The sequence below is a fragment of the Paenibacillus sp. Mc5Re-14 genome, from assembly GCF_001049835.1.
GTDB lineage: Bacteria > Bacillota > Bacilli > Paenibacillales > Paenibacillaceae > Paenibacillus > Paenibacillus polymyxa_C.
Map to the genome: position 1 here is coordinate 171,364 of NZ_CVPD01000002.1, position 19,334 is coordinate 190,697.

22 protein-coding genes are annotated in these 19,334 nt (G+C 42.0%); 6 read left to right on the forward strand and 16 right to left on the reverse strand.

Annotated elements, in window-relative coordinates:
• Positions 1-6: 6 nt before the first annotated feature.
• Genes BN1546_RS25685 through BN1546_RS25695 form a run of 4 tightly spaced genes read left to right on the forward strand, consistent with a single transcriptional unit; the run spans position 7 to position 2,561 of the window.
• Positions 7-1,215 carry a Ger(x)C family spore germination protein gene (locus BN1546_RS25685; protein WP_013371061.1) on the forward strand — a complete coding sequence of 403 codons (1,209 nt, stop codon included), beginning with the start codon at positions 7-9 and terminating at the stop codon, positions 1,213-1,215.
• Positions 1,216-1,221: 6 nt separating this feature from the next.
• On the forward strand, positions 1,222-1,449 hold the full coding sequence (locus BN1546_RS25690; protein ID WP_013371060.1) for a hypothetical protein: 228 nt from the start codon (positions 1,222-1,224) through the stop codon (positions 1,447-1,449).
• Between the two features lie 45 nt (positions 1,450-1,494).
• A complete protein-coding gene (locus tag BN1546_RS28300; protein WP_255305635.1) occupies positions 1,495-1,839 on the forward strand; it encodes a GerAB/ArcD/ProY family transporter in 345 nt (114 codons plus the stop codon).
• On the forward strand, positions 1,830-2,561 hold the full coding sequence (locus tag BN1546_RS25695) for a GerAB/ArcD/ProY family transporter (RefSeq protein ID WP_255305620.1): 732 nt from the start codon (positions 1,830-1,832) through the stop codon (positions 2,559-2,561). Before BN1546_RS28300 ends, BN1546_RS25695 begins: the two co-directional genes overlap by 10 nt.
• Positions 2,562-2,614: 53 nt before the next feature.
• Here the strand turns inward: BN1546_RS25695 and BN1546_RS25700 are convergent, their stop codons facing one another.
• Together BN1546_RS25700 and BN1546_RS25705 are read right to left on the reverse strand one after the other, a co-directional pair.
• The gene (locus tag BN1546_RS25700) at positions 2,615-3,307 is read right to left on the reverse strand and encodes a pseudouridine synthase (RefSeq protein WP_013371058.1); all 693 of its coding nucleotides are present in this window, start codon (positions 3,305-3,307) and stop codon (positions 2,615-2,617) included.
• 138 nt (positions 3,308-3,445) lie between these two features.
• Positions 3,446-3,637, reverse strand: coding sequence for a DUF3934 family protein (locus BN1546_RS25705; RefSeq protein WP_013371057.1), 192 nt, complete (start codon positions 3,635-3,637; stop codon positions 3,446-3,448).
• Positions 3,638-3,847: 210 nt separating this feature from the next.
• Between BN1546_RS25705 and BN1546_RS25710 the strand changes: the two genes are divergently transcribed.
• Complete coding sequence (locus BN1546_RS25710) at positions 3,848-4,276, forward strand: VOC family protein (RefSeq protein ID WP_013371055.1); 429 nt, start codon at positions 3,848-3,850, stop codon at positions 4,274-4,276.
• 72 nt (positions 4,277-4,348) lie between these two features.
• Here the strand turns inward: BN1546_RS25710 and BN1546_RS25715 are convergent, their stop codons facing one another.
• On the reverse strand, positions 4,349-4,732 hold the full coding sequence (locus BN1546_RS25715) for a winged helix-turn-helix transcriptional regulator (RefSeq protein ID WP_090739254.1): 384 nt from the start codon (positions 4,730-4,732) through the stop codon (positions 4,349-4,351).
• 231 nt (positions 4,733-4,963) lie between these two features.
• Between BN1546_RS25715 and BN1546_RS25720 the strand changes: the two genes are divergently transcribed.
• Positions 4,964-5,539 carry an NAD(P)H oxidoreductase gene (locus tag BN1546_RS25720; RefSeq protein WP_090739255.1) on the forward strand — a complete coding sequence of 192 codons (576 nt, stop codon included), beginning with the start codon at positions 4,964-4,966 and terminating at the stop codon, positions 5,537-5,539.
• 71 nt (positions 5,540-5,610) lie between these two features.
• On the opposite strand, the gene BN1546_RS25725 is transcribed toward BN1546_RS25720, so the two are convergent.
• The 13 genes from BN1546_RS25725 to BN1546_RS25785 form a co-directional block, all read right to left on the reverse strand.
• Positions 5,611-6,618, reverse strand: a complete 1,008-nt coding sequence (locus tag BN1546_RS25725) for a FecCD family ABC transporter permease (RefSeq protein ID WP_090739256.1) — start codon at positions 6,616-6,618, stop codon at positions 5,611-5,613.
• Positions 6,615-7,640 carry a FecCD family ABC transporter permease gene (locus tag BN1546_RS25730; protein ID WP_090739257.1) on the reverse strand — a complete coding sequence of 342 codons (1,026 nt, stop codon included), beginning with the start codon at positions 7,638-7,640 and terminating at the stop codon, positions 6,615-6,617. Before BN1546_RS25730 ends, BN1546_RS25725 begins: the two co-directional genes overlap by 4 nt.
• Positions 7,641-7,673: 33 nt before the next feature.
• A complete protein-coding gene (locus tag BN1546_RS25735; protein WP_090739258.1) occupies positions 7,674-8,657 on the reverse strand; it encodes an ABC transporter substrate-binding protein in 984 nt (327 codons plus the stop codon).
• Positions 8,658-8,788: 131 nt separating this feature from the next.
• Positions 8,789-9,238: an immunity 63 family protein gene (locus BN1546_RS25740; protein ID WP_090739259.1), complete on the reverse strand. Its 450-nt coding sequence runs from the start codon at positions 9,236-9,238 to the stop codon at positions 8,789-8,791.
• A 255-nt stretch (positions 9,239-9,493) separates the two neighbouring features.
• The gene (locus BN1546_RS25745) at positions 9,494-10,411 is read right to left on the reverse strand and encodes an aminoglycoside phosphotransferase family protein (protein WP_058711092.1); all 918 of its coding nucleotides are present in this window, start codon (positions 10,409-10,411) and stop codon (positions 9,494-9,496) included.
• A 184-nt stretch (positions 10,412-10,595) separates the two neighbouring features.
• A complete protein-coding gene (locus BN1546_RS25750) occupies positions 10,596-12,617 on the reverse strand; it encodes an NAD(P)/FAD-dependent oxidoreductase (protein ID WP_090739260.1) in 2,022 nt (673 codons plus the stop codon).
• A 285-nt stretch (positions 12,618-12,902) separates the two neighbouring features.
• Positions 12,903-13,433 carry a hypothetical protein gene (locus tag BN1546_RS25755; RefSeq protein WP_090739261.1) on the reverse strand — a complete coding sequence of 177 codons (531 nt, stop codon included), beginning with the start codon at positions 13,431-13,433 and terminating at the stop codon, positions 12,903-12,905.
• Positions 13,434-13,572: 139 nt separating this feature from the next.
• Entirely contained in the window at positions 13,573-14,448 is an 876-nt protein-coding gene (gene aguB, locus BN1546_RS25760) for an N-carbamoylputrescine amidase (RefSeq protein WP_013371044.1), read from the reverse strand.
• 29 nt (positions 14,449-14,477) lie between these two features.
• Positions 14,478-15,509: an agmatine deiminase family protein gene (locus BN1546_RS25765; RefSeq protein WP_025677842.1), complete on the reverse strand. Its 1,032-nt coding sequence runs from the start codon at positions 15,507-15,509 to the stop codon at positions 14,478-14,480.
• Between the two features lie 118 nt (positions 15,510-15,627).
• A complete protein-coding gene (gene yfcE, locus BN1546_RS25770) occupies positions 15,628-16,179 on the reverse strand; it encodes a phosphodiesterase (RefSeq protein ID WP_090739262.1) in 552 nt (183 codons plus the stop codon).
• A 102-nt stretch (positions 16,180-16,281) separates the two neighbouring features.
• Positions 16,282-16,500, reverse strand: a complete 219-nt coding sequence (locus BN1546_RS25775) for a maltose acetyltransferase domain-containing protein (RefSeq protein WP_255305621.1) — start codon at positions 16,498-16,500, stop codon at positions 16,282-16,284.
• 168 nt (positions 16,501-16,668) lie between these two features.
• On the reverse strand, positions 16,669-18,084 hold the full coding sequence (locus BN1546_RS25780; RefSeq protein WP_090739263.1) for a glycoside hydrolase family 1 protein: 1,416 nt from the start codon (positions 18,082-18,084) through the stop codon (positions 16,669-16,671).
• 259 nt (positions 18,085-18,343) lie between these two features.
• Positions 18,344-19,252, reverse strand: coding sequence for an ROK family protein (locus BN1546_RS25785; RefSeq protein WP_013371039.1), 909 nt, complete (start codon positions 19,250-19,252; stop codon positions 18,344-18,346).
• Positions 19,253-19,334 lie beyond the last annotated feature (82 nt).

The following is a 19,334-nucleotide window of genomic DNA, read 5'->3' on the forward strand; positions in this document are numbered from 1 at the left end:
ACCATCATGAATTCGTATCGATCCACCATTTTATTACTGTTTATGTGCATCTGGCTAATGGTGTTTCTTACGGGTTGTTGGAATAGTAAGGAATTGAGCGCAATTTCCGTCGTGATGGCTCTGGGCATTGATGCTGTTGATGACCAATATGAAGTCAGTTTACAGGTGGTTGACCCATCGAAAATGTCTCAGAATTCCCCCACGGAACGGACGCCAACGATCGTTTTTTCCAAACGCGCCGATACCATATTTGAGGCTATTCGAAAATTAACAACGGAATCGTCCCGCAAAATGTATATGTCTCACTTAAAGTTTGTCATTTTTGATGAGAAAACCGCAAAAAAAGGAATCAAGGAGCCGCTGGACTTTCTATTCCGTGATCATGAAGTTCGGCCTGATTTCTATTTGGCCGTTGTCAGAGAAAACTCGGCAAAGGAAGCCGTTACTTTTGTAGCTCCAACCGAGGTTTTGCCTGCAATGGATATGTATAAAGCATTAAAGATTTCTGAAAAAGCATGGGCTCCAACTTCCGCGGTCAATGTAAAAGATCTTTTGCAGAAATTTACGGAGGATGGCATTGAACCAGTTCTCACCGGTATTCGACTGACAAACGTAGAAAAAGGTCTGACTATTGATAATGTGACAAAGTCGCCTCAACATGTTAAATATTTTTTCACTGGAATTGGTGTTTTCAAGGGCGATCGACTTATCGATTGGATGGATGATTCACAAAGTAAAGCATTTACCTATATATCCAACCGTGTTTCCAGTACCGTAGCTTCCATCGATTGTCCGAATTCCAAAGGAAAATTTGTTGTTGAAGTAATCCGTTCCAAAGTAAAAATACATCCAGAAATAATAGACCATGAGCCGCGTATTTCTCTTATTGTGGATACAGAATCCAATATCGGAACAATCTCGTGCAATGCCAACCCTAAGAATGAAGAGACATTTAGAGATCTTCAAGAATCAGCTAAAGAGCATCTGCAACAGTCTTTGAAGAAAGGCATTTCGCACGCACAACAAATCGGTTCCGATATATTCGGGTTTGGAGAAGCTTTTCACCGCAAATTCCCGCGTGAATGGCATAGATGGAAAGAGGATTGGCCACAAAAATTCCAAACACTTAAAGTGGATATTCAGCTCAATTATCGTTTAGTTCGGTTCGGAGACATTACTAGTCCAATTGATATGGGAATACACAATCAGGAGTGAATGCATATGCTTTATGTGATTCTCGTAACTTCCATTTTAACATCGTTGTATGAGTTTAAAAAATTTAAAGAGAAACAATATGTACGTGAAATTGTATTCAGCTCAATATTGTTGATTATAGGCGTTATATTGATTATCCTACGGATCGTCAGCATTAAACTGCCGACTCCACTAACGGGCATTCAAATCCTATTTCAACCGATAAGTCGGTTACTTACAGAAATGTTATCTTAAGGAGGTATTAGGGTGAATTCCAACTTGACCGTTCGGCAAGCTATTATGTGGTTTGCATTATATCAAATAGGAAGCGCATATCTGGTACTCCCAGCGGCAATTACCGCTGCCGCTAAACAAGATGCCTGGCTCTCCATCCCAGTCTCCTTAGGGTTTCATCTGTTATTGATACCTTTATATACCTCCATCGCTAGGCAAATACAGGGGAAATCTTTCGTAGAGCATCTCCGTTGCCTCTTCGGTCCCTTGGGCGGAACGATCAGTATCGTTTTCATTTTTTTCTTTCCCTTTCTTGTGTTCATCATGACGCTTCGAAATCTAGGCGACTTTATCACGATAGCTATTATGCCTGAAACTCCCCCGACGCCATATATTTCATCATGCTTATAGTCATTTATTTCGCCGTTCGATCAGGCCCAGCTGTAATTGGCCGTTGTGCGGAAATCCTGTTTTTTTTCCTTCTTGTTCTGTATCTTTTAGTCAGGATTACCCTTCTTCCTGAGAGCAAAATAGATAATGTGCTCCCTATTTTTGAGTATGGTTTGAACCCTATCGTTCTCGCTTCGTTCAATTTGTTTGCCTTTCCCTATCTTGAGGCATTTCTGTATCTTTTTTTTGCACAGTACATCCCTGATCCAAAAAAGTGGAGAAAGACAGTGATAACATCTGCTTTGATTAGCGGCGGCATGTATTTTCTCATGGTTCTACAAATAATCGCCGTGATGAGTGAAGGTGTTGTATCTAATTTGACATTTCCTACTTTTTTTATTAACCGAACAATCAGTAGCGGAGAGTTTCTTCAACGGTTTGAAATTTTCGTTGCAGTGTTCTGGTTTGTCACTATTTTTTTCCGACTCGCACTGCTTTTATATGTTTCAGCACAAGGGCTTGCAGATGCTTTTCGCCTTCGAAACGCTAACTCTCTCTTAGTTCCTTTGATCCTAATCGCAATAGCAATGGTTCATTCTATTTGGCCAAACATGCAATTTATAAACAAGTTTTTTTCAGTATGGCCTTTTTACGCCATGATTTTCGGTATTGTGTTTCCTATTGTGCTATGGCTGGTGGGTAAGTTAGGCGGCTCGTTGAAATTACGTAAAAAGTATCACTAAGTTGCGTAGGCCGTATGAACATATTGCCTTCAAATAAACTTTTGTTGTACTCATTATTGCAATTTAGCGAGAAGTAGCTCCAGTTCCTCCTTCTCAAGATGTCTCCATTGTCCACGCTCCAGATGATCCAATGTAATATTCATAATTCGAACACGCTCCAGCTTAAGCACCCTGTAGCCCAAAGCCTTGCACATTCTACGAATTTGCAGGTTTAGACCCTGTGTCAAAATAATACGGAACTCGTATTCGCTTATACGATCAACCTTGCACGGTTTGGTAATGACGTTCAATATTTCAACGCCACGAGACATGGTCTGTGTAAATTCATCTGTAACAGGTTTGTCTACAGTCACCACATATTCCTTCTCATGACCATGCTCGGAACGCATCATTTGATTAACAATGCTTCCATCGTTCGTTAATAAAATGAGCCCTTCTGACGCCTTATCCAGCCTGCCAATGGCAAAAATACGTGAAGGATAATTGACATAACGAATAATATTGCCCTCCACTTGCTCCGCTGCCGTACATACAATGCCGATAGGCTTATTTAATGCCAAATATACGGGTTCACTATGATTAATCGGAATAGGCTTCCCATCAATCAACACGATATCCAGTGGCTCTACTTCCGCGCCCGCTTCACATACGCTGCCATTAATTGTAATTCGCCCTGCTGCAATCAGCCTGTTCGTTTCCCGACGTGAGCAGAATCCTGTCTCACTAATGTACTTGTTAATTCGCATGATTCACCTATTTTACGTTGTAGTATGAGAAATATGGATCAATACAGGCGGTACGTCTTTAATCCACTAAAAAAACATCTGATTATGCGTACGTAATCAGATGTTAGCCTTTTAAAAACAACCCTATACATGCTCGGCCTACTTACTTCTGCCGCCTCTGTTACCAATTGGCTTGGCAGCGCCGCCTTTTGCAGCTCCTGCCGCTGTATTTCCTGGTGCACCGGTAGCAGCGCTTTTTCTCTTTACAGGCTTCGCCGTTTTGTTCCAGCGTGTCCAGCCTTTACTTCCCGTACCTCTGCCGGTTCCGCCACCCTTACTTTTTCCACCCATATAATCACTCCATGACTAGTCGTTCAGATTTAACTAAGCTATCATACCATTACTTTGATCATAATGCCCATTTGTTTTAAAAATTGAACATGTTAAGCCGCAAATACTTTTGTAAAATGGATCTTATTGTATTTTTGTTTGTTTGCAGGTAAATAATGAAATGAGATTGTATAGTATGGAAAAATAATGATCCTTAAAGGAGTGAAACACATGTCAGTTGATGTTTATCTTAACTTTAATGGAAACTGTCGCGAGGCAGCAGAATTTTACGCAGAGGCATTTGGGACTGAGAAACCAAAGATCATGACGTTCGGTGAAGCACCGCCCAACCCCGATTATCCTCTACCAGAAGAAGCCAAAAATTTGGTCATGCATACGCGGCTTCAAATTGATGGTAGTAATGTGATGTTTTCAGACGTTTTTCCTGGTATGCCTTTTGTTGCGGGAAACAACATCAGCCTCGCCATCGTCAATAAGGACGAAGAGAAAATTCGATCGTACTTTCATAAGTTAAAAGAAGGCGGGACCGTAAACATGGAACTTCAAGAAACATTCTGGAGCAAATGTTACGGCAGCCTCAAGGATAGGTTCGGAATTGAATGGCAATTAAGTTATGACAACGGAATGACCGACAGTTAGCCTTTTATATTGTCTTACGGACAGTTAAGCCCTCACAAGCTATCTGATTGAATACTTTGTGAGGGCTTAATATCAGTCGCAGCCTTGGAATTCTTCTAAAACCTTGAATTTGTCTCCATGGATCTTATCCAGGTGATCCTCTCCCCAATAGCATAAATGATCTAGCGCGGGTTTTAATCCCCAGCCGTAGTGCGTTAACTCATACTCCACTTTAGGTGGGATTTCATTAAAAACCTTTCGTGTAACAACCCCATCCTTTTCCAGACTTCTGAGCTGAGTGGTCAGCATTTTTTGAGTAATACCGGGCATTAACCTACGAAACTCAGACGATCGTTTCCGTCCTGTCATCAGATGGTAGATAATTAAAGGCTTCCATTTTCCTCCCATTACCTCTAAAGCTGCTTCCACTCCAACTTGATACTTCTTTTGAACCCTATTTTTGGTCGGTTCATTCATTCCTTAATCCTCCTTTAGAAGGCTACGTTTGCTCAGAACAACCCATCACTTCAATTCGTGACCCAGGTCAGTTTAGGTAATCTACCTAGGGCACTTCCATGTTCCTATGGCACCTGTATCATCCTATAGAACGTAAAAGTGCGTACTTCCAGATTATTTTCCTACTGTTTATAATAGCAGCAAGCATTGAGCATGCCTAGAAGTTAGCCTATTAAGAAAGGTAGTGAAAACATGAAAGTACTCGTCGTTGTTTCACATCCGAGAAAAGATTCCTTGACCTTTAAGGTTGCCGGTCGTTTCGTACAAGGTCTTGCCGATGCAGGCCACGATTATGAGATATTGGATTTGCATGGGATCGGTTTTGATCCTGTTTTAAAAGGAGTAGATGAACCGGATTGGTCCGTTGAGGAACAGTCCTTTTCCCCTGAAGTAGAAATGGAAATAAAGCGGATGAAGGAGCATGACGCGTTGGCATTTATTTTTCCACTTTGGTGGTGGCATTTGCCAGCTATGCTGAAGGGTTATATTGATCGTGTATGGAACAATGGGTTTGCGTACGGTTCGAATAACCTTCATCATCAGCATATCTTATGGATTGGCTTGGCCGGCGTTTCGAAAGAACAGCTGAAAAAGCGCAACTATGATGAAATGATTACTCATTTGCTGAATGTGGGTATTGCAGATTATTGCGGTGTTTCCAATTCCAAGGTTGAATTCTTAGATGAGACACTGGGTTCAAATTCCGGTCATTATGAAATACTGCTGGACCAAGCTTATCGCTTGGGTTTAAATTATGCCAAAGATTAGGTTTAATTACAAGACGCTAACCCAGCCATATTTTCCATGGACATGGGTTAGGGTCTTTCATTGATCTACATTTAATTGGCCTTTGACAACAAATAGAGGAAATAAGGGGTAACCAGGATAGTAATTATGATTCCGGTTGGAATATCAGCACCAAAACTGATTGTCCGTGTAAGTGTGTCAGCAATTAATATGACCAGTGCACCAACCAATGCAGTGGTAGGTAATAGTAGCTTATGATTGGGACCTACCAGCCTGCGAGCCAGATGGGGACTAACCATTCCCACAAAAAAGAAATTTCCACCAAGTGCCACGCTACCAGAAGCCAGAGCCACTGCTGCGATCGTCAAGCCGATAAATTCTCTTTTAATGGCTACGCCGAGCCCCGATGCTGTCTGATTTCCCAAATTGAGCGTATTGAGTGTGTTAGACCTGTAAAAAACGTAAAGGCAGATAATCAGCACCCAGGGGAGCAACACCATTATATAGCTCCAGTCGTCCCCCCACAGGTCTCCAGCCTGCCAACGCAGAGCAAAATCATACTGTTGCTTGTCTAGTCGGAGCGTCAGTATCAGCGACAATGCGCTGTAGCCACTCCCCATAGCAACACCCGTTAAAATTATGCCTGTAGGCGAAATGTCTCTTTCCCGCCTGAAAGCAAACATAAAAATCAAGAAAGCTGCCGTTAGTCCGCCTGCAAAAGCCAGCCCTGGAAGAATAATAGGCGATAGTAATCCCTCACTAGCGAACAGCGTAATATACAAAAGCACAAATAACCCTGAGCCCGAGCTGATACCTAGTGTCCCCGGACTGGCCATGTCGTTTTTGAGCAAGCTTTGCATAATACAACCCGATATCCCCATGCCAATACCCACTAATACGGAAAGCACAATACGTGGCAGTCGAAATTCAAATACGATCAGGTTCTGCTTATTCGTTCCTTCGCCGATGATGACCTTGAAAACTTCGAGTGGGGACAGATTCATTTTCCCGACATTCATGCTAAGTACAGCAACCAGCAGTGTCAACATGGTTAACAGTAAAATAATGCTTATACCCCTGCTATTGCGGGACAGCTTCAACTAAACTCCCTCCTTTGCTTGCGCACAAGGTAGAGAAAATAGGGTACTCCGACCAAAGCAAAAATAATGCCCAGCGGCGTTTCATGAGGGCGATTAATCATACGACCCAGCAAATCTGCTGCCAGTAGAAAGACTGCGCCATACAGCGCTGAGGCGGGAATAATATATCGATAATCTGTACCGACCAGATATCGCATAATATGTGGCACGATCAAACCTACAAAGCCAACAGGACCGACAACAATAACCGATAGCCCCGTTAGAATTAATACGATTAGGGTTGAAAATAGCTTAATTCTATTCGCACGAATTCCCAAGCCTGACGCCACCTCCTCTCCAAAGCTCAAGATCGTAATGGAGGGAGAAAGGGCGATAGCACAGACCAAGCCCACTACAAATAGTGGTGAAATGAAAGCCAGTTCACTCCACTTGGCACTAGCAGTACCACCAGCAGACCAATAATCAAGTGCTTGACCAATCTCATACTTAATAGCAAGAAAAGTGCTAAACGCACCAAAGAGCATGGAAATGGACATTCCTGCTAGCACTAAGCGCTGAGGAGTCATTCCCCGCTTGCCTATAGATGCGATGTAGTACGTAATTCCTGTCGTGATTGCTGCACCTAAACAAGAATACAGCATGGTCTCTCCGTAGGTGCGACCTGGTAAAAAGACCATACATAGCGCAATAGCAAATGTCGAGCCTGAGCTTATACCGATGAGTCCCGAGTCGGCCAATGGATTGCGAGTGGTTCCCTGCATAATAGCCCCGCACACAGCCAAGCTGCACCCTACAATGATGTCTGCCACAGTGCGTGGAAAACGCAAAGTATGAATGATTTGGTGTTCCGTAATATTGGGATCAAATTGAAATACAGCCCCCCACGCCAGCTTCAAGCTCATCTCCGCAGCACCAAAGGTGATGGATGCTGCGGAAACTACCAAGAGCAGGAACACGCCCACGATCATGTAGCTTACAAAATGAAATATTCCTTTTTTATTTCGCTCTTTGTGAGTAGACATCGATTACACCCTTAGTTGGTCAATTATGCATCGTTACTTCGTCTGTTCCAGTAATTTACCAATAATATAATCTAGCTGTCCTGTCATACTAGCAACGTCTGAATAATAGAAAAGTCCTGCATATTTCGCTGGAATTTCGATAATGTGCCCATTTTTGACGACTGGAATACTGCTCCAGATTTTGGTCTTCGCATATTCGGATTCTTTGCCTTCCTGCTTAAACCACAGTACATAATCCCCAAAGTATTCAGCAGCTACCTCATAGGATAAAGAGCCTCGACTCTCTCCGGAATTTTTAATCAATGTATTGAGCTTTTCCGGTTTGTGAAGTCCTAGAAAATCGTAAAGCAACGTTCCTCCCCGTGAGCCTGTTTCATAATATATTCCGTAGGATCCACTGCCCCAGTCCTCGAAAATGCTAAATGTTTTGTCCTTGAATATATCGGAATTAAGTTTTTCTTTGGCCTCACTCAGCTTGCTTTCAAACTGTGAAATCACTTTATCCGCTTCTGCTTCATGTCCTGTGGCCTGACCAAGGAATTTCAACCGTTCCACAGACGTCATTTTACCCTCAGGTATTACAAGAACAGGCGCAATTTTGGACAACTTATCATAATCCTTTGTGTCATATGTAATGATGAGATCAGGATCGTATTTCATAATTTCCTCGGTCTCCCACTTTTCAATAACAGGAATCCCATTAAACTTATCGTAAAAAGGCATAGTTTCTTGTTTCCAACCAAATACCGCAGCCGGCTTGATTCCCAGCGTGAATACATCGCCAATATACCAGTTGACCACTACCCGTTGGGGATTAGCGGGCACCTTTACATCTCCTTTTATCGTAGAGACTGTACGTGTACCAGACTCACCGCCTGCCTCTTCTTTCGTGGAAGATGCAGGTTGAGCAGATGAATCTGAGGAACTTCCAGCATTTCCACATCCTGAAATAACGAAGATCATTACGAATAATGCACATAAAATCATGTAAGATTTCTTGCTCATCATATGATGCATGTTATAAATTCTCCTTTGAAATATAGTAATTGCAGAGCATACTTAAAAATAGTGATATTGATAATCATTATCACTAATATAAAATTGTAAATTTCTGCTTCATGATTGTCAACTGTTTCTTTAAGTTTTATTTACTTTAATGGGTTTTCCAACGTTGCCCTTCTATTCGCTTCATGCCATTCCTGATAGATTCCTCCAATTTCATAAAATGCGTTATTCATTGCTGTTGTCAGCTCCTTCATGATCTCCTTGGTATATTTTAGATGAGTATTTTGGTTATCTACTTTATATTTGCGAAGCAGATTTAGATGAGAAATGATATGAATTGTATCTTCGATGATCCAATACATCACATCCTCTACATCTTGAGTAAGCTTATTCAGCATCTGTACGCCTCTTTCGTACATCTGTAGCGTATACCCCTGTTTGCCAACTTTCACATACGGACTCAGATCATCATAAAAATCCGTACGAAAAGGTCGTCTTACATATTGCTCATATTGTTCTTCGTACATCGAAGTTTGTTCGAGCAGCTTAATGGTCATCACTATGATTTCTTGTTCTCTGTATATTTTTTTCATCAGATTTCCCCATCCTTTTCTCTACTAAAATTTAGGTCATAATCATATTAGGTCATAAGTGATGCAATAAAATACTAAACTATTTTTTTACCAACCATTAACAATTCCTTTGGCTGCAATCGATAAATAGAATAGAGGAGATTCTCCTCAATATTTCAAACTGGCCGTTTGGGAATTCACCTATAAGATTAAGAAACAATCATAAAACACTATAAATAGACCGTCACTCTCAGGAGCGGCGGTCTTCACATTTTACTACTCAGGTGAACGAGGTAGATACCATTTTGGTATAACCGTTTGAAAGTAATCATACCCCTCCAAAACCTCTTCAGCTCGTTGCACCATATCGTCTACCTCTTCTTTGCCAAATGGAATGGCCCAGTGAATCGATGAAATCTGATTGCTTGCAATATACAGTGCCATTAACCTAAAAAATAAATCCGGCACATCGTTATTGAAATAACCGTGAATACGACCAGAAGCAAATAATGGGCTTAATCCCGCACACCAGGTGATACGATTGAATTCCTCCCAGGGATCGCCATAATCCAGTCTATTAAAATCAATGATACCCAGTTCACCAGATGAGGTAATCACCATATTGCCCACATGATAATCCCCATGCTGAAATGTCTGGGGGCGATTTTCTAATAGATGACGGTTTTGCTCAATAAAACTTATCGTTTGATCTGCTCCTTTTAAAGCAATACCGCATGACTTATAGTTTCTGATATATCTGTTGATTTTGGCATTATAATGTTCAGCCCATGGGACGCGATCTTGCTCCGCGTAAATCTCATGCAACTTAGCCAATACCTTTCCAGCTTGAACTCCAAGTTGGTACTGCTGTTCTGCATTTAATGTGGGGATAACTCCTTCAGCATCCTCCCCGTTGACCCAGGTAAATAAAGAGTATACCGACTGTCCGTTGTTGCACAATCCAAAACCAAGCGGACGGGACATTAGAACATTATCTATATGATCCAGCTTTTTTACGGATTCAAATTCTCGCTGTTTCTTGTCATATTGGGTGATATTCGAAATTCTCAGCAGCAAATCTCTACCGTCAGTGGTTTGAATAAAATATTTGCTGTCACTGGACCAGCCTTTATGAATTTCTTGCACGTTCCTCCATGCGCTGGCACCTGGAATTTCACTCAAAAATTGACTCACGCTCGCATCCCCCCACGCTAATAGCCTTGTTATACCTTCCATAGTTTACCTTTAAAATGACAAAGGAATCAATCTTCTTGCCAGCATAAATCCAAATAAAAAAGGCTGAAAAGACAAACTGTCTCTTCAACCTGAATATAAAGTGAGTTGTTGGTCATAAATACCTATCACCTATACCCTCAATTTAGTAAGAATAGGAGAACTCATTTTTAAATTCGTCTACCCGTTGAATGGTTTTCAAAATATTCCGACCTTCACGGGTGCCATCAATAATACGACGCGCTTGTTTGCTGTCTCCGATATTTACAACTTCTACCTGATGCTCTTTTCCATATTGAAGCAAGCTATCCATCAGTGGAGTGTATGAACGCATACCCAAACATACGAACCCTAGATCAAAAGGAATCTCAAACTCCTGTTCTCCATGCTTTACTTTGAAGCGGTCGCTGCACACTTCTGTCAAAGCCGTCTCTGTATGGACATTTACTCCCCTTTCCTCCACCATTTTCATCATTGAAATGCGGGTAATCATATCCAGATCCTTGCCCAATAAAGGCATCATCTCAATGATAGAAACTTTTTGAGCCCCGCGTTCCGCATAATATTCTACAACATCCAGTCCCACGGCTCCACCACCCACTACAGCAATACGTTTGCCTTCAAACTCTTGAAAGTTCTCCATGTTGTTCAACAGGTCAAAGATGGAAAATACTTTTGTACCCGGTTTGCCTAGTTGATCGTGTAGACCTGCAATGGGTGGAAGCAGTGGCTTGGCCCCTGTTGCATTGACAATAATATCAGGATTCAGAGCACTAATCATCGACATATCTGCTCTTGTACCCGTGACAATGTTCAGATTGGTTAACTGCTTGGTGCGCTGAATCAGATAATCTGGGAAATCATTGATGCGCGTTTTGTCTGGTAAGCAAGCAATATCACGCGCGAGGCCACCCAGTTCTGGCCTTTCTTCGAAGAGGGTTACTTTGCAGCCTACCTCAGCCGCTGTACAGGCAGCTTCCATCCCCGCTGTGCCCCCACCGATCACAACGACTTGAACACTGTTTCTAACTCGTTGTTTCCTGTATTCAGCTTCCTTGAACAGATCCGGATTAACCGTACAGCAAATTGGTTTACTTTTGGAGATACGGTGATCGGCACAACCAATGTTGCAGGAGATGCATTTTCTAAGCAAATGCTCGTAGCCGTTTTGCACTTTAAGCACCCAGTTCGGTTCTGCGATCAAACCTCTGCCCATTGCCAGAAGATCAGCGTCACCTCTTGCCAAAATATCCTGAGCAGCCTGTGGGCTCCGTATATTACCCGAGGTCATCGTGACCTTTCCGAATTTTTCTTTTACCGCTTTGGCCATATATGAGCGCCAACCATCAGGCAGGTTCATCCCGTCAATCTGGAACTGGATGGAATCATTTAGAGCTGCGGAAACGTTCAAAATATCTACCTCATCATTGAGATACTCCAGTAACTCCAGTGTATCTTCCAAGGTGTTCCCACCTTCTGTGAACTCCTCCGCACTAAAACGTAAGCAAATGGGGAAAAATGGACCCACCACTGAACGAATTTCATCAATGACTAATCTGGCAAAACGAGTACGGTTTTCTGCGCTGCCGCCAAATTCATCCGTACGTTTATTATACACTGGCGAAAGAAACTGACTCAGCAAGTAGGAATGTCCTGCGTGAATTTCAACACAGTCAAACCCAGCTCGTTGCGCTCTTCCCGCTGCTTCGCCGTATTTACGCACAATGGCATAAATTTCTTCTTTTTGCAGAGGTCTTGGGATCGCTCCACCCTTTTTAGAAGGAATATTCGAAGCGGATACGGGTTGAACTCCGTTCAGTCGTCCCGCATAAGCCGAAGCACCCGCATGGTTAATTTGTACAGAAACACATGCCCCATAAGAGTGCAGGGCTTCTGTTAATCTAAACAGTCCAGGAATAAACTGATCATTATCCATCCGCAGCTGGGTTGTCCCGTTCGTTCCCATGGGGAAATCCAGACAAACATTTTCTACTGTGATCAGGCCAGTCCCCCCTTTAGCCCGTTGCACGTAATAGTCAATATGATCCTGAACAAAGCTTCCATCCATGGCAGCAAAGTTGGTTCCCATTGGGGGCATTACAATCCGATTCTTCAAGGTCATGCGCCGTATGGTCAGAGGTTCAAATATCGCAGGATAGTAGTTCATTGTTCTTCCTCCTTGCAGGTTTGCAAATTTCATTTTCAAGTTTCATTAAATAACTCATATATGTGATTTTTTTCACTTTAAAGGATATCGAAGTTTTATTGATTACGATCATTCCTTATGATTTGATTTTATATCATTCAATCTATAAATTCTAATGCTATTTTATGTACTGAATCATAGTTTCAGTCTATGGGTAAAATATAGTCCTACATAAAAAAAGGAACAATCCTTTGAGAAATGTTCCTTTTCACTCAAACCAAAATCATACTTTTATTCGTTATTCACCTACGCATTCGTTCTTTTGAAGCCGAAGGGTCTACGCTCCAATTTTCCTTCCCTGACATATCTGTCCAGTAGTTCACACATTGTAGCATATCCATTGTTTCTGAATGAAGATGCGTAGGTCCTAGCTTTAGGAGAGGTGTTCAAATATTGAAGGAAAAATCCCTCGTCAATCACCTGCGTATCGCAAATATAAGCTTCAATCGATGTATGCCATTCTGGGTGATGCTCCCCAATATTCACAAACAGACAATGATCACCATGTAAATCAGCTGACCATATTCCATCAATAATCAAGTCTGTTTCTCTTTGTTCCAGCCATTCAAACTGAGTTGGGAACGTCTCGTACTCCGAAGGTCTGATTTGACGGGTTACGGTAGCCATTCGTTCACATAAACGCTGCGCAGATAGCGTATATTCGTCCCACAAGCCCAAAATAGCCATATCTCTTGCACGCGAGTATTCCCACTCTTGATCTTCTTCGGCCGAAGTTTGTAAGTGTGTGAACGTTTGGTCTATCCCCTTATGCCTCATTGCTATTCTTCTTCCTCCGATCTATCACAAGATGTATTCCATTTAGAAACCAAAAATCCCTTGCTCGAAAAGCCGTGTGAGTTCAGAAAAGAAACATCACGGCTTGACAGCAAGGGAAATATACCTATCTGTATACAGATTATACTTTTAGATCACCATCATAGGTAGCAATCATTTTGTATAGTTCGGGACGACGGTCACGGAAAATGCCCCATTCGATCCGCCCTACTTCGAGCTCGTCCAGATCAAATTCAGCAGTAAGCACTTCTTCATCAGTACGACTCGCTTCTGTGATTTTGTTCCCCTGAGGTCCGGCGATAAATGATGAGCCGTAGAAATTGATACTGGATTCTTCATCTGTTTCCATTCCGATGCGGTTGGAAGCAATGACTGGAATCAGATTGGAAGCTGCATGACCTAGCATGCAGGTCTGCCAGTGGTCCTTGGAGTCAATGGAAGAATCCTGTGGCTCAGAACCAATCGCTGTCGGATAGAACAAAATCTCTGCGCCCATAAGCGCCATACAGCGGGCCGCCTCGGGATACCATTGATCCCAGCATACGCCTACCCCAATTTTGGCATAACGTGTATTCCACACTTTAAACCCAGTATCGCCCGGATTAAAATAAAACTTTTCCTCATACCCAGGACCGTCCGGAATGTGGCTTTTACGGTATTTACCCAACACTTCGCCGTCTGCATCAATGACAGCAAGACTGTTGTAACGAGCATAGTTTTTCTTTTCGTAAAAGCTGATTGGCAGCACAACCTGCAATTCTTTGGCAATCTTCTTGAAATGATTAACCGCTTTGTTGTGCTCCAGCTCAGTTGCATATACATAATAATCAGACTTTTCCTTCTGGCAGAAGTACGGAGTTTCGAACAATTCCTGCAGCAAAATAATTTGCGCGCCTTGGGCTGCCGCTTCACGTACCAGCTTCTCTGCTTTGCTGATATTTTCTTCAATATTGGTAGAACAGCTCATTTGAGTTGCTGCCACTTTTACTTTTCTCACCTTAGTCCTCCTTATGAATGTTGTATCGTTTAACGCTTTACAGCAGGCATCTGCTGGGTTGTACAGTGTACATTACCGCCTTCACGGATAACTGCCATACCATCTACAGTGCGGATCTTGCGATTCGGAAATACTTTTGCTAGTACTTGCTGGGCTGCAAGATCGCTCTCAGCGGCAGTTCCGCCAAATACTGGCAAAATAATGCCGCCATTCACAAAGTAGAAGTTAATATAGCTCAGTGTCAGTCGGCTGTCTTCATAATCCACACGCGGAGGTTGGCCGATCTGAATCACTTCCAGCTTACGACCTTTGGCATCCGTTGCTTGCTCTAAAATGCGCAGATTTTCCTGCGTGATTTCGTAATTTTCATCCTCAGGATCATCACATACTTGCATAATGACCTTGCCAGGAGCAGCAAAGCAAGCAATATTGTCCACATGACCATCCGTTTCGTCGCCACTGAGTCCACGTTTTAACCATATAATTTTCTCGGCACCTGTATATTCGCATACGTACCGTTCAATATCTTCTCTGCTTAGTTCCGGATTGCGATTGGGATTAAGCAAGCACTCTTCGGTTGTAATTAGGGTGCCTTCGCCGTCTACGTGCAGTGAACCGCCTTCCATTACTAGCGGTGCATCTAACCGTGGAACTCCAAGTTGGTCCAGAATTTGCGGCGCAACCTGGTCATCCAGATCCCATGGAGCATATTTGCCGCCCCAGGCATTAAACTTCCAGTTTACACCTGCCAACTGACCATGTTCGTCTGTCAGAAAAGTTGGACCGTTATCACGTAGCCATGCATCGCTATGCTCTATCGGCAGCAGTTCTACCCGTTCCCCAAGTTCAAGCGCTTTAACGCTCTCCAGATCATCTGGATTTACGACTACGGTAACAGGCTCAAATTCCGCCATAGCACTTATAATTTCGGCATAACCCTTACATACCTCGGCATGCATCTCCGGGTAAACCATTGAAGATTGTACAGGCCAGGAAATATACGTACGTTCATGTGGCGCCCATTCAGGCGGCATCTTATAATGTGAATCCTTAATTTGCATGTATTGAAGCTCTCTTTCTTTTCAAAATGTAGACTCCGCTCCTATCATACAATAATATGATCTTTGTCTCAATCGAAGCGGAAAAGTTTTAATAATTCACATGGAAATTTAGGGGAAATCAATTTGAAAAGGTGATTGTTTTTACTATACTGCCATCAAAATCCTTCACAGTAAATTGTGCTCCCTCCAGCACACCATAAGAGGATGGGTAGTTTTCTTTTGGCAATGCGATCGAACCAGGGTTCAGTACAAAGACCCCATTTTCCACATCTGCTACCGGAATATGAGTGTGTCCCTGGATGAACACATCCCCTGCTTCCAGTGGCGGCAAATTTCCGATACTAAAACCATGTCCGTGCGTGACAAAGATTCGCCGTCCTTCATGATACAGCAAAGCATAGTCACCCATCATTGGAAACTCTAGCAACATCTGATCCACTTCTGCATCGCAATTCCCGCGCACCGACACTGCAATGTGGGATTTGTATTGGTTCAGCATAGCAGCCACTTCCGCCGGGTTATATCCTTCCGGTAACGGATTACGCGGTCCATGGTACATATAATCTCCAAGCAAGACAATACGATCAGCTTTCTCCTCCTTGAATTTTTCCAGTGCTAATTGCAACCAGTACAGCGAACCGTGAATATCTGATATAAACATTAATTTCATATTTTTTCCTTCCTTTCTGAATAGACCATTGTAATTTAGAAATGTTCCTCTTACGTTCATTATTACACTATTCCCTGAACAAATCTGTGCAAAAATGTTTCTTTACCCATAGTCACACACAAAAGGTTGCTCAATCAAGAATCTGTCCGTTGTCTTTCCTAATAAAGTTTTGATGAGTGCTTCTCGTTCTTCCATATTTCTAGGATGGAGCTGATTATACTCGTAGCAGAGACCTTTGGCGTATAAACATTCCTCAATCAATTCTTCATCATAATTAGCATTGTATAGGAGCCTTAATTGTGATTTTTCTTTTTCTGTCATAGCTTGTTCCACACTCCGTTTATGTAGTTAGATACTTGTCGTAAATGACGCTCATGAAAAAATTTGGCGACCGCTTCCCCCATAATAAGCAGAAGCGGTCGCCACGTAAAAAACATCATTATGTTTTTATAACTTATTTTATAATTTAGTTACAGGTTTATTTATAAATTAACGCTTCAAGCTTTCACCGTTCGTAGCAATAACTTCTTTGTACCAGTGGAACGATTTCTTTCGATATCTTTCAAGTGTACCGCTGCCATCATCATGACGATCTACGTAAATGTAGCCATAACGTTTTTTAAGCTGAGCAGTCGACGCGCTGACAAGATCAATACAGCCCCAAGATGTATAGCCCAGAACCTCTACTCCATCTTCAATCGCTTCCCCAACTTGAACCAAATGATCATTCAGATAGTTGATCCGGTAGTCATCTTCAACCGTTTTTTCACCTTTTTCATTGGTGATAAGCTCGTCCACAGCACCCAGACCATTTTCAACGATGAACAGTGGTTTTTGGAAGCGATCATAAAATGTATTCAGCACATAGCGCAGACCTTGCGGATCAATTTGCCAGCCCCACTCACTTGCCTCGAGATGCGGATTGCTAACCCCACCGAGGATGTTACCTTCACCTTTGACTTTTTTAGCTTCGTCAGCCGTCTCACAAGTACTCATATAATAACTGAACGAGATAAAATCAACCGTATGCTTCAGATCTTCAGCATCACCTGGCTCAAAATGAATAGAGATTCCGTTTTCTTTGAAGAAACGTTTCATGTAACCTGGATACTGACCTCTTGCATGAATATCGGCAAATGCCATGTTTCTGTGATCAAATTCCATTGCTGCAATCACATCGTCTGGATTAGGTGTCAGCGGATAAGTAGGCATACTCAGTACCATACAACCAATTTTGAAATCAGGGTTAATCTGATGACCGATTTTTACTGCTCTTGCACTCGCTACCAGCTCATGGTGAATAGCTTGATAAAGGTCTTGTTCACTAAGTTGATCTTTTGGTGTGCTAATCCCGCCACTCATGAATGGTGCTTCAAGAATCGAGTTGATTTCATTGAACGTCAACCAGTATTTAACTTTATCTTTGTAGCGATTAAATACAGTTGTTGCATAGCGCTCATAGAAATCAACAAGCTTACGGTTTACCCAACCATCGTATTCTCTGGACAAATGTAAAGGTGTTTCATAGTGAGATAATGTAACGAGTGGCTCAATACCATATTTATGAAGTTCATCAAACAAATCATCATAAAATTGCAAGCCTTTTTCATTAGGCTCAAGTTCGTCACCTTTAGGGAAAATACGTGACCAAGCAATGGAAGTACGGAACACTTTAAAGCCCATTTCCGCAAAAAGTTTGATATCTTCTTTATAATGATGGTAAAAATCAATACCGATCAACTTCATATTATCTTCTGTTGGTACATCCGTCACCGGTCCCCAACCACCACGAGGAGTTACATCCTGAATGGACCAGCCTTTTCCGTCTTCTTGATAAGCGCCTTCGAGCTGATTAGCAGCAACTGCTCCACCCCACAGGAAATCTTTTGGAAACTGTGTACTCATATTTTCTCCGCCTTTGCTGATGTTTTTTCATAAACTAGCACATAAACACGTTACCTCTACGCTAATGTTTATAAAGTACTTCTAATTGAATCTTAAGGTTTGTAACGCGTTTCATGTCAAGTATTATTTTAAAAACTTGCAGAGTCTATAATCGTATTATCTCCAATACTTACTTCCCTATTTATAACAACGTCCCCACCCATCTATCCGTTAATTACCAATTGTAACTGGGTGAGCTATTCTTCAAAGTGGAAGGCCTCTATTTTCTTTTTTCCACCAATTGTAAATTGTAGGTCAAGCTTTCAAGGGTAACTGAAATCAACCCATACATGTATTCATCGTGCGTATCGTTTTTTACAAAAATCTCAGGCATATGTTCTTTGGGTACATCTTTAAGACAGCCGTTATAAATATCATCCAACAGTGCTGGCTTAGATAACTCTCCTGTCAAAGCGATCGATACAGGGTCTATAATCGCAATAATGGATGTTATCGTTTTGATCGCCAAAAAAACAAATTCCTGTGTGCTATTTAACTGTTTAAGCTGTTCCTCTCTCGTTATGCCAAAGGGTAAAAAGGAAACTTCCCCGGCAAATTTGGTATTTCCTTTTAACAAATGTCCATCGACAATAAAACCCGCTCCCGGAAAATTATCCTTGGGAAACGTAACAATAGCGAAGGTTTTGTCCTCATCATAATTTTGCATGTTATAAAATCCATAGACGGTCAGATGCATATCATTTTCAATGGTGACTTCTACCCCGTATTTATCTTGAAGGCGTGGTCCTACAGGGACTCCTATCAGCAGATCAAGATCGCAGACATCAATAACCCCTTGATGAACAACCCCCGGGATGCCAATACCAATCGCTTTAACGTTTTCGTAGTTGTTAATCAGCTCTTCAATTTGGTGATCTATTACTTCATAATCAATATGAGGCACAACGGATGTGTTCTCTGCAATAATATCGCCAAGCATATTGGCAACAGCATAAGTAAGAGAATCTACTCCGCCTTCCGTTTTCACAGTTAAACAAATAATATAGGAATAATCAGCGTTATATTTGTAACGTCTAGCCGGACGCCCACCGTTCGATTCTTCCAATTCCATCTCTAATACTTCTCCGGTTTGAAGAAGCTCATTTAGAATATTTCCGCAGGTTGCCACACTAAGTCCTGTAATACTGGCTATAGACGACTTGGTTGCATATTCCTTGGATTTCAGTGTGTTTTTAACTAGCTCTACATTA

Bases quoted from the DNA above. Each gene is read 5' to 3' on its own strand.
- BN1546_RS25685 (WP_013371061.1), top strand. From the start codon at position 7: ATGAATTCGTATCGATCCACCATTTTATTACTGTTTATGTGCATCTGG.
- BN1546_RS25690 (WP_013371060.1), top strand. From the start codon at position 1,222: ATGCTTTATGTGATTCTCGTAACTTCCATTTTAACATCGTTGTATGAG.
- BN1546_RS28300 (WP_255305635.1), top strand. From the start codon at position 1,495: ATGTGGTTTGCATTATATCAAATAGGAAGCGCATATCTGGTACTCCCA.
- BN1546_RS25695 (WP_255305620.1), top strand. From the start codon at position 1,830: ATGCTTATAGTCATTTATTTCGCCGTTCGATCAGGCCCAGCTGTAATT.
- BN1546_RS25700 (WP_013371058.1), bottom strand. From the start codon at position 3,307: ATGCGAATTAACAAGTACATTAGTGAGACAGGATTCTGCTCACGTCGG.
- BN1546_RS25705 (WP_013371057.1), bottom strand. From the start codon at position 3,637: ATGGGTGGAAAAAGTAAGGGTGGCGGAACCGGCAGAGGTACGGGAAGT.
- BN1546_RS25710 (WP_013371055.1), top strand. From the start codon at position 3,848: ATGTCAGTTGATGTTTATCTTAACTTTAATGGAAACTGTCGCGAGGCA.
- BN1546_RS25715 (WP_090739254.1), bottom strand. From the start codon at position 4,732: ATGAATGAACCGACCAAAAATAGGGTTCAAAAGAAGTATCAAGTTGGA.
- BN1546_RS25720 (WP_090739255.1), top strand. From the start codon at position 4,964: ATGAAAGTACTCGTCGTTGTTTCACATCCGAGAAAAGATTCCTTGACC.
- BN1546_RS25730 (WP_090739257.1), bottom strand. From the start codon at position 7,640: ATGTCTACTCACAAAGAGCGAAATAAAAAAGGAATATTTCATTTTGTA.
- BN1546_RS25735 (WP_090739258.1), bottom strand. From the start codon at position 8,657: ATGCATCATATGATGAGCAAGAAATCTTACATGATTTTATGTGCATTA.
- BN1546_RS25740 (WP_090739259.1), bottom strand. From the start codon at position 9,238: ATGAAAAAAATATACAGAGAACAAGAAATCATAGTGATGACCATTAAG.
- BN1546_RS25750 (WP_090739260.1), bottom strand. From the start codon at position 12,617: ATGAACTACTATCCTGCGATATTTGAACCTCTGACCATACGGCGCATG.
- BN1546_RS25755 (WP_090739261.1), bottom strand. From the start codon at position 13,433: ATGAGGCATAAGGGGATAGACCAAACGTTCACACACTTACAAACTTCG.
- BN1546_RS25765 (WP_025677842.1), bottom strand. From the start codon at position 15,509: ATGCAAATTAAGGATTCACATTATAAGATGCCGCCTGAATGGGCGCCA.
- yfcE (WP_090739262.1), bottom strand. From the start codon at position 16,179: ATGAAATTAATGTTTATATCAGATATTCACGGTTCGCTGTACTGGTTG.
- BN1546_RS25775 (WP_255305621.1), bottom strand. From the start codon at position 16,500: ATGACAGAAAAAGAAAAATCACAATTAAGGCTCCTATACAATGCTAAT.
- BN1546_RS25780 (WP_090739263.1), bottom strand. From the start codon at position 18,084: ATGAGTACACAGTTTCCAAAAGATTTCCTGTGGGGTGGAGCAGTTGCT.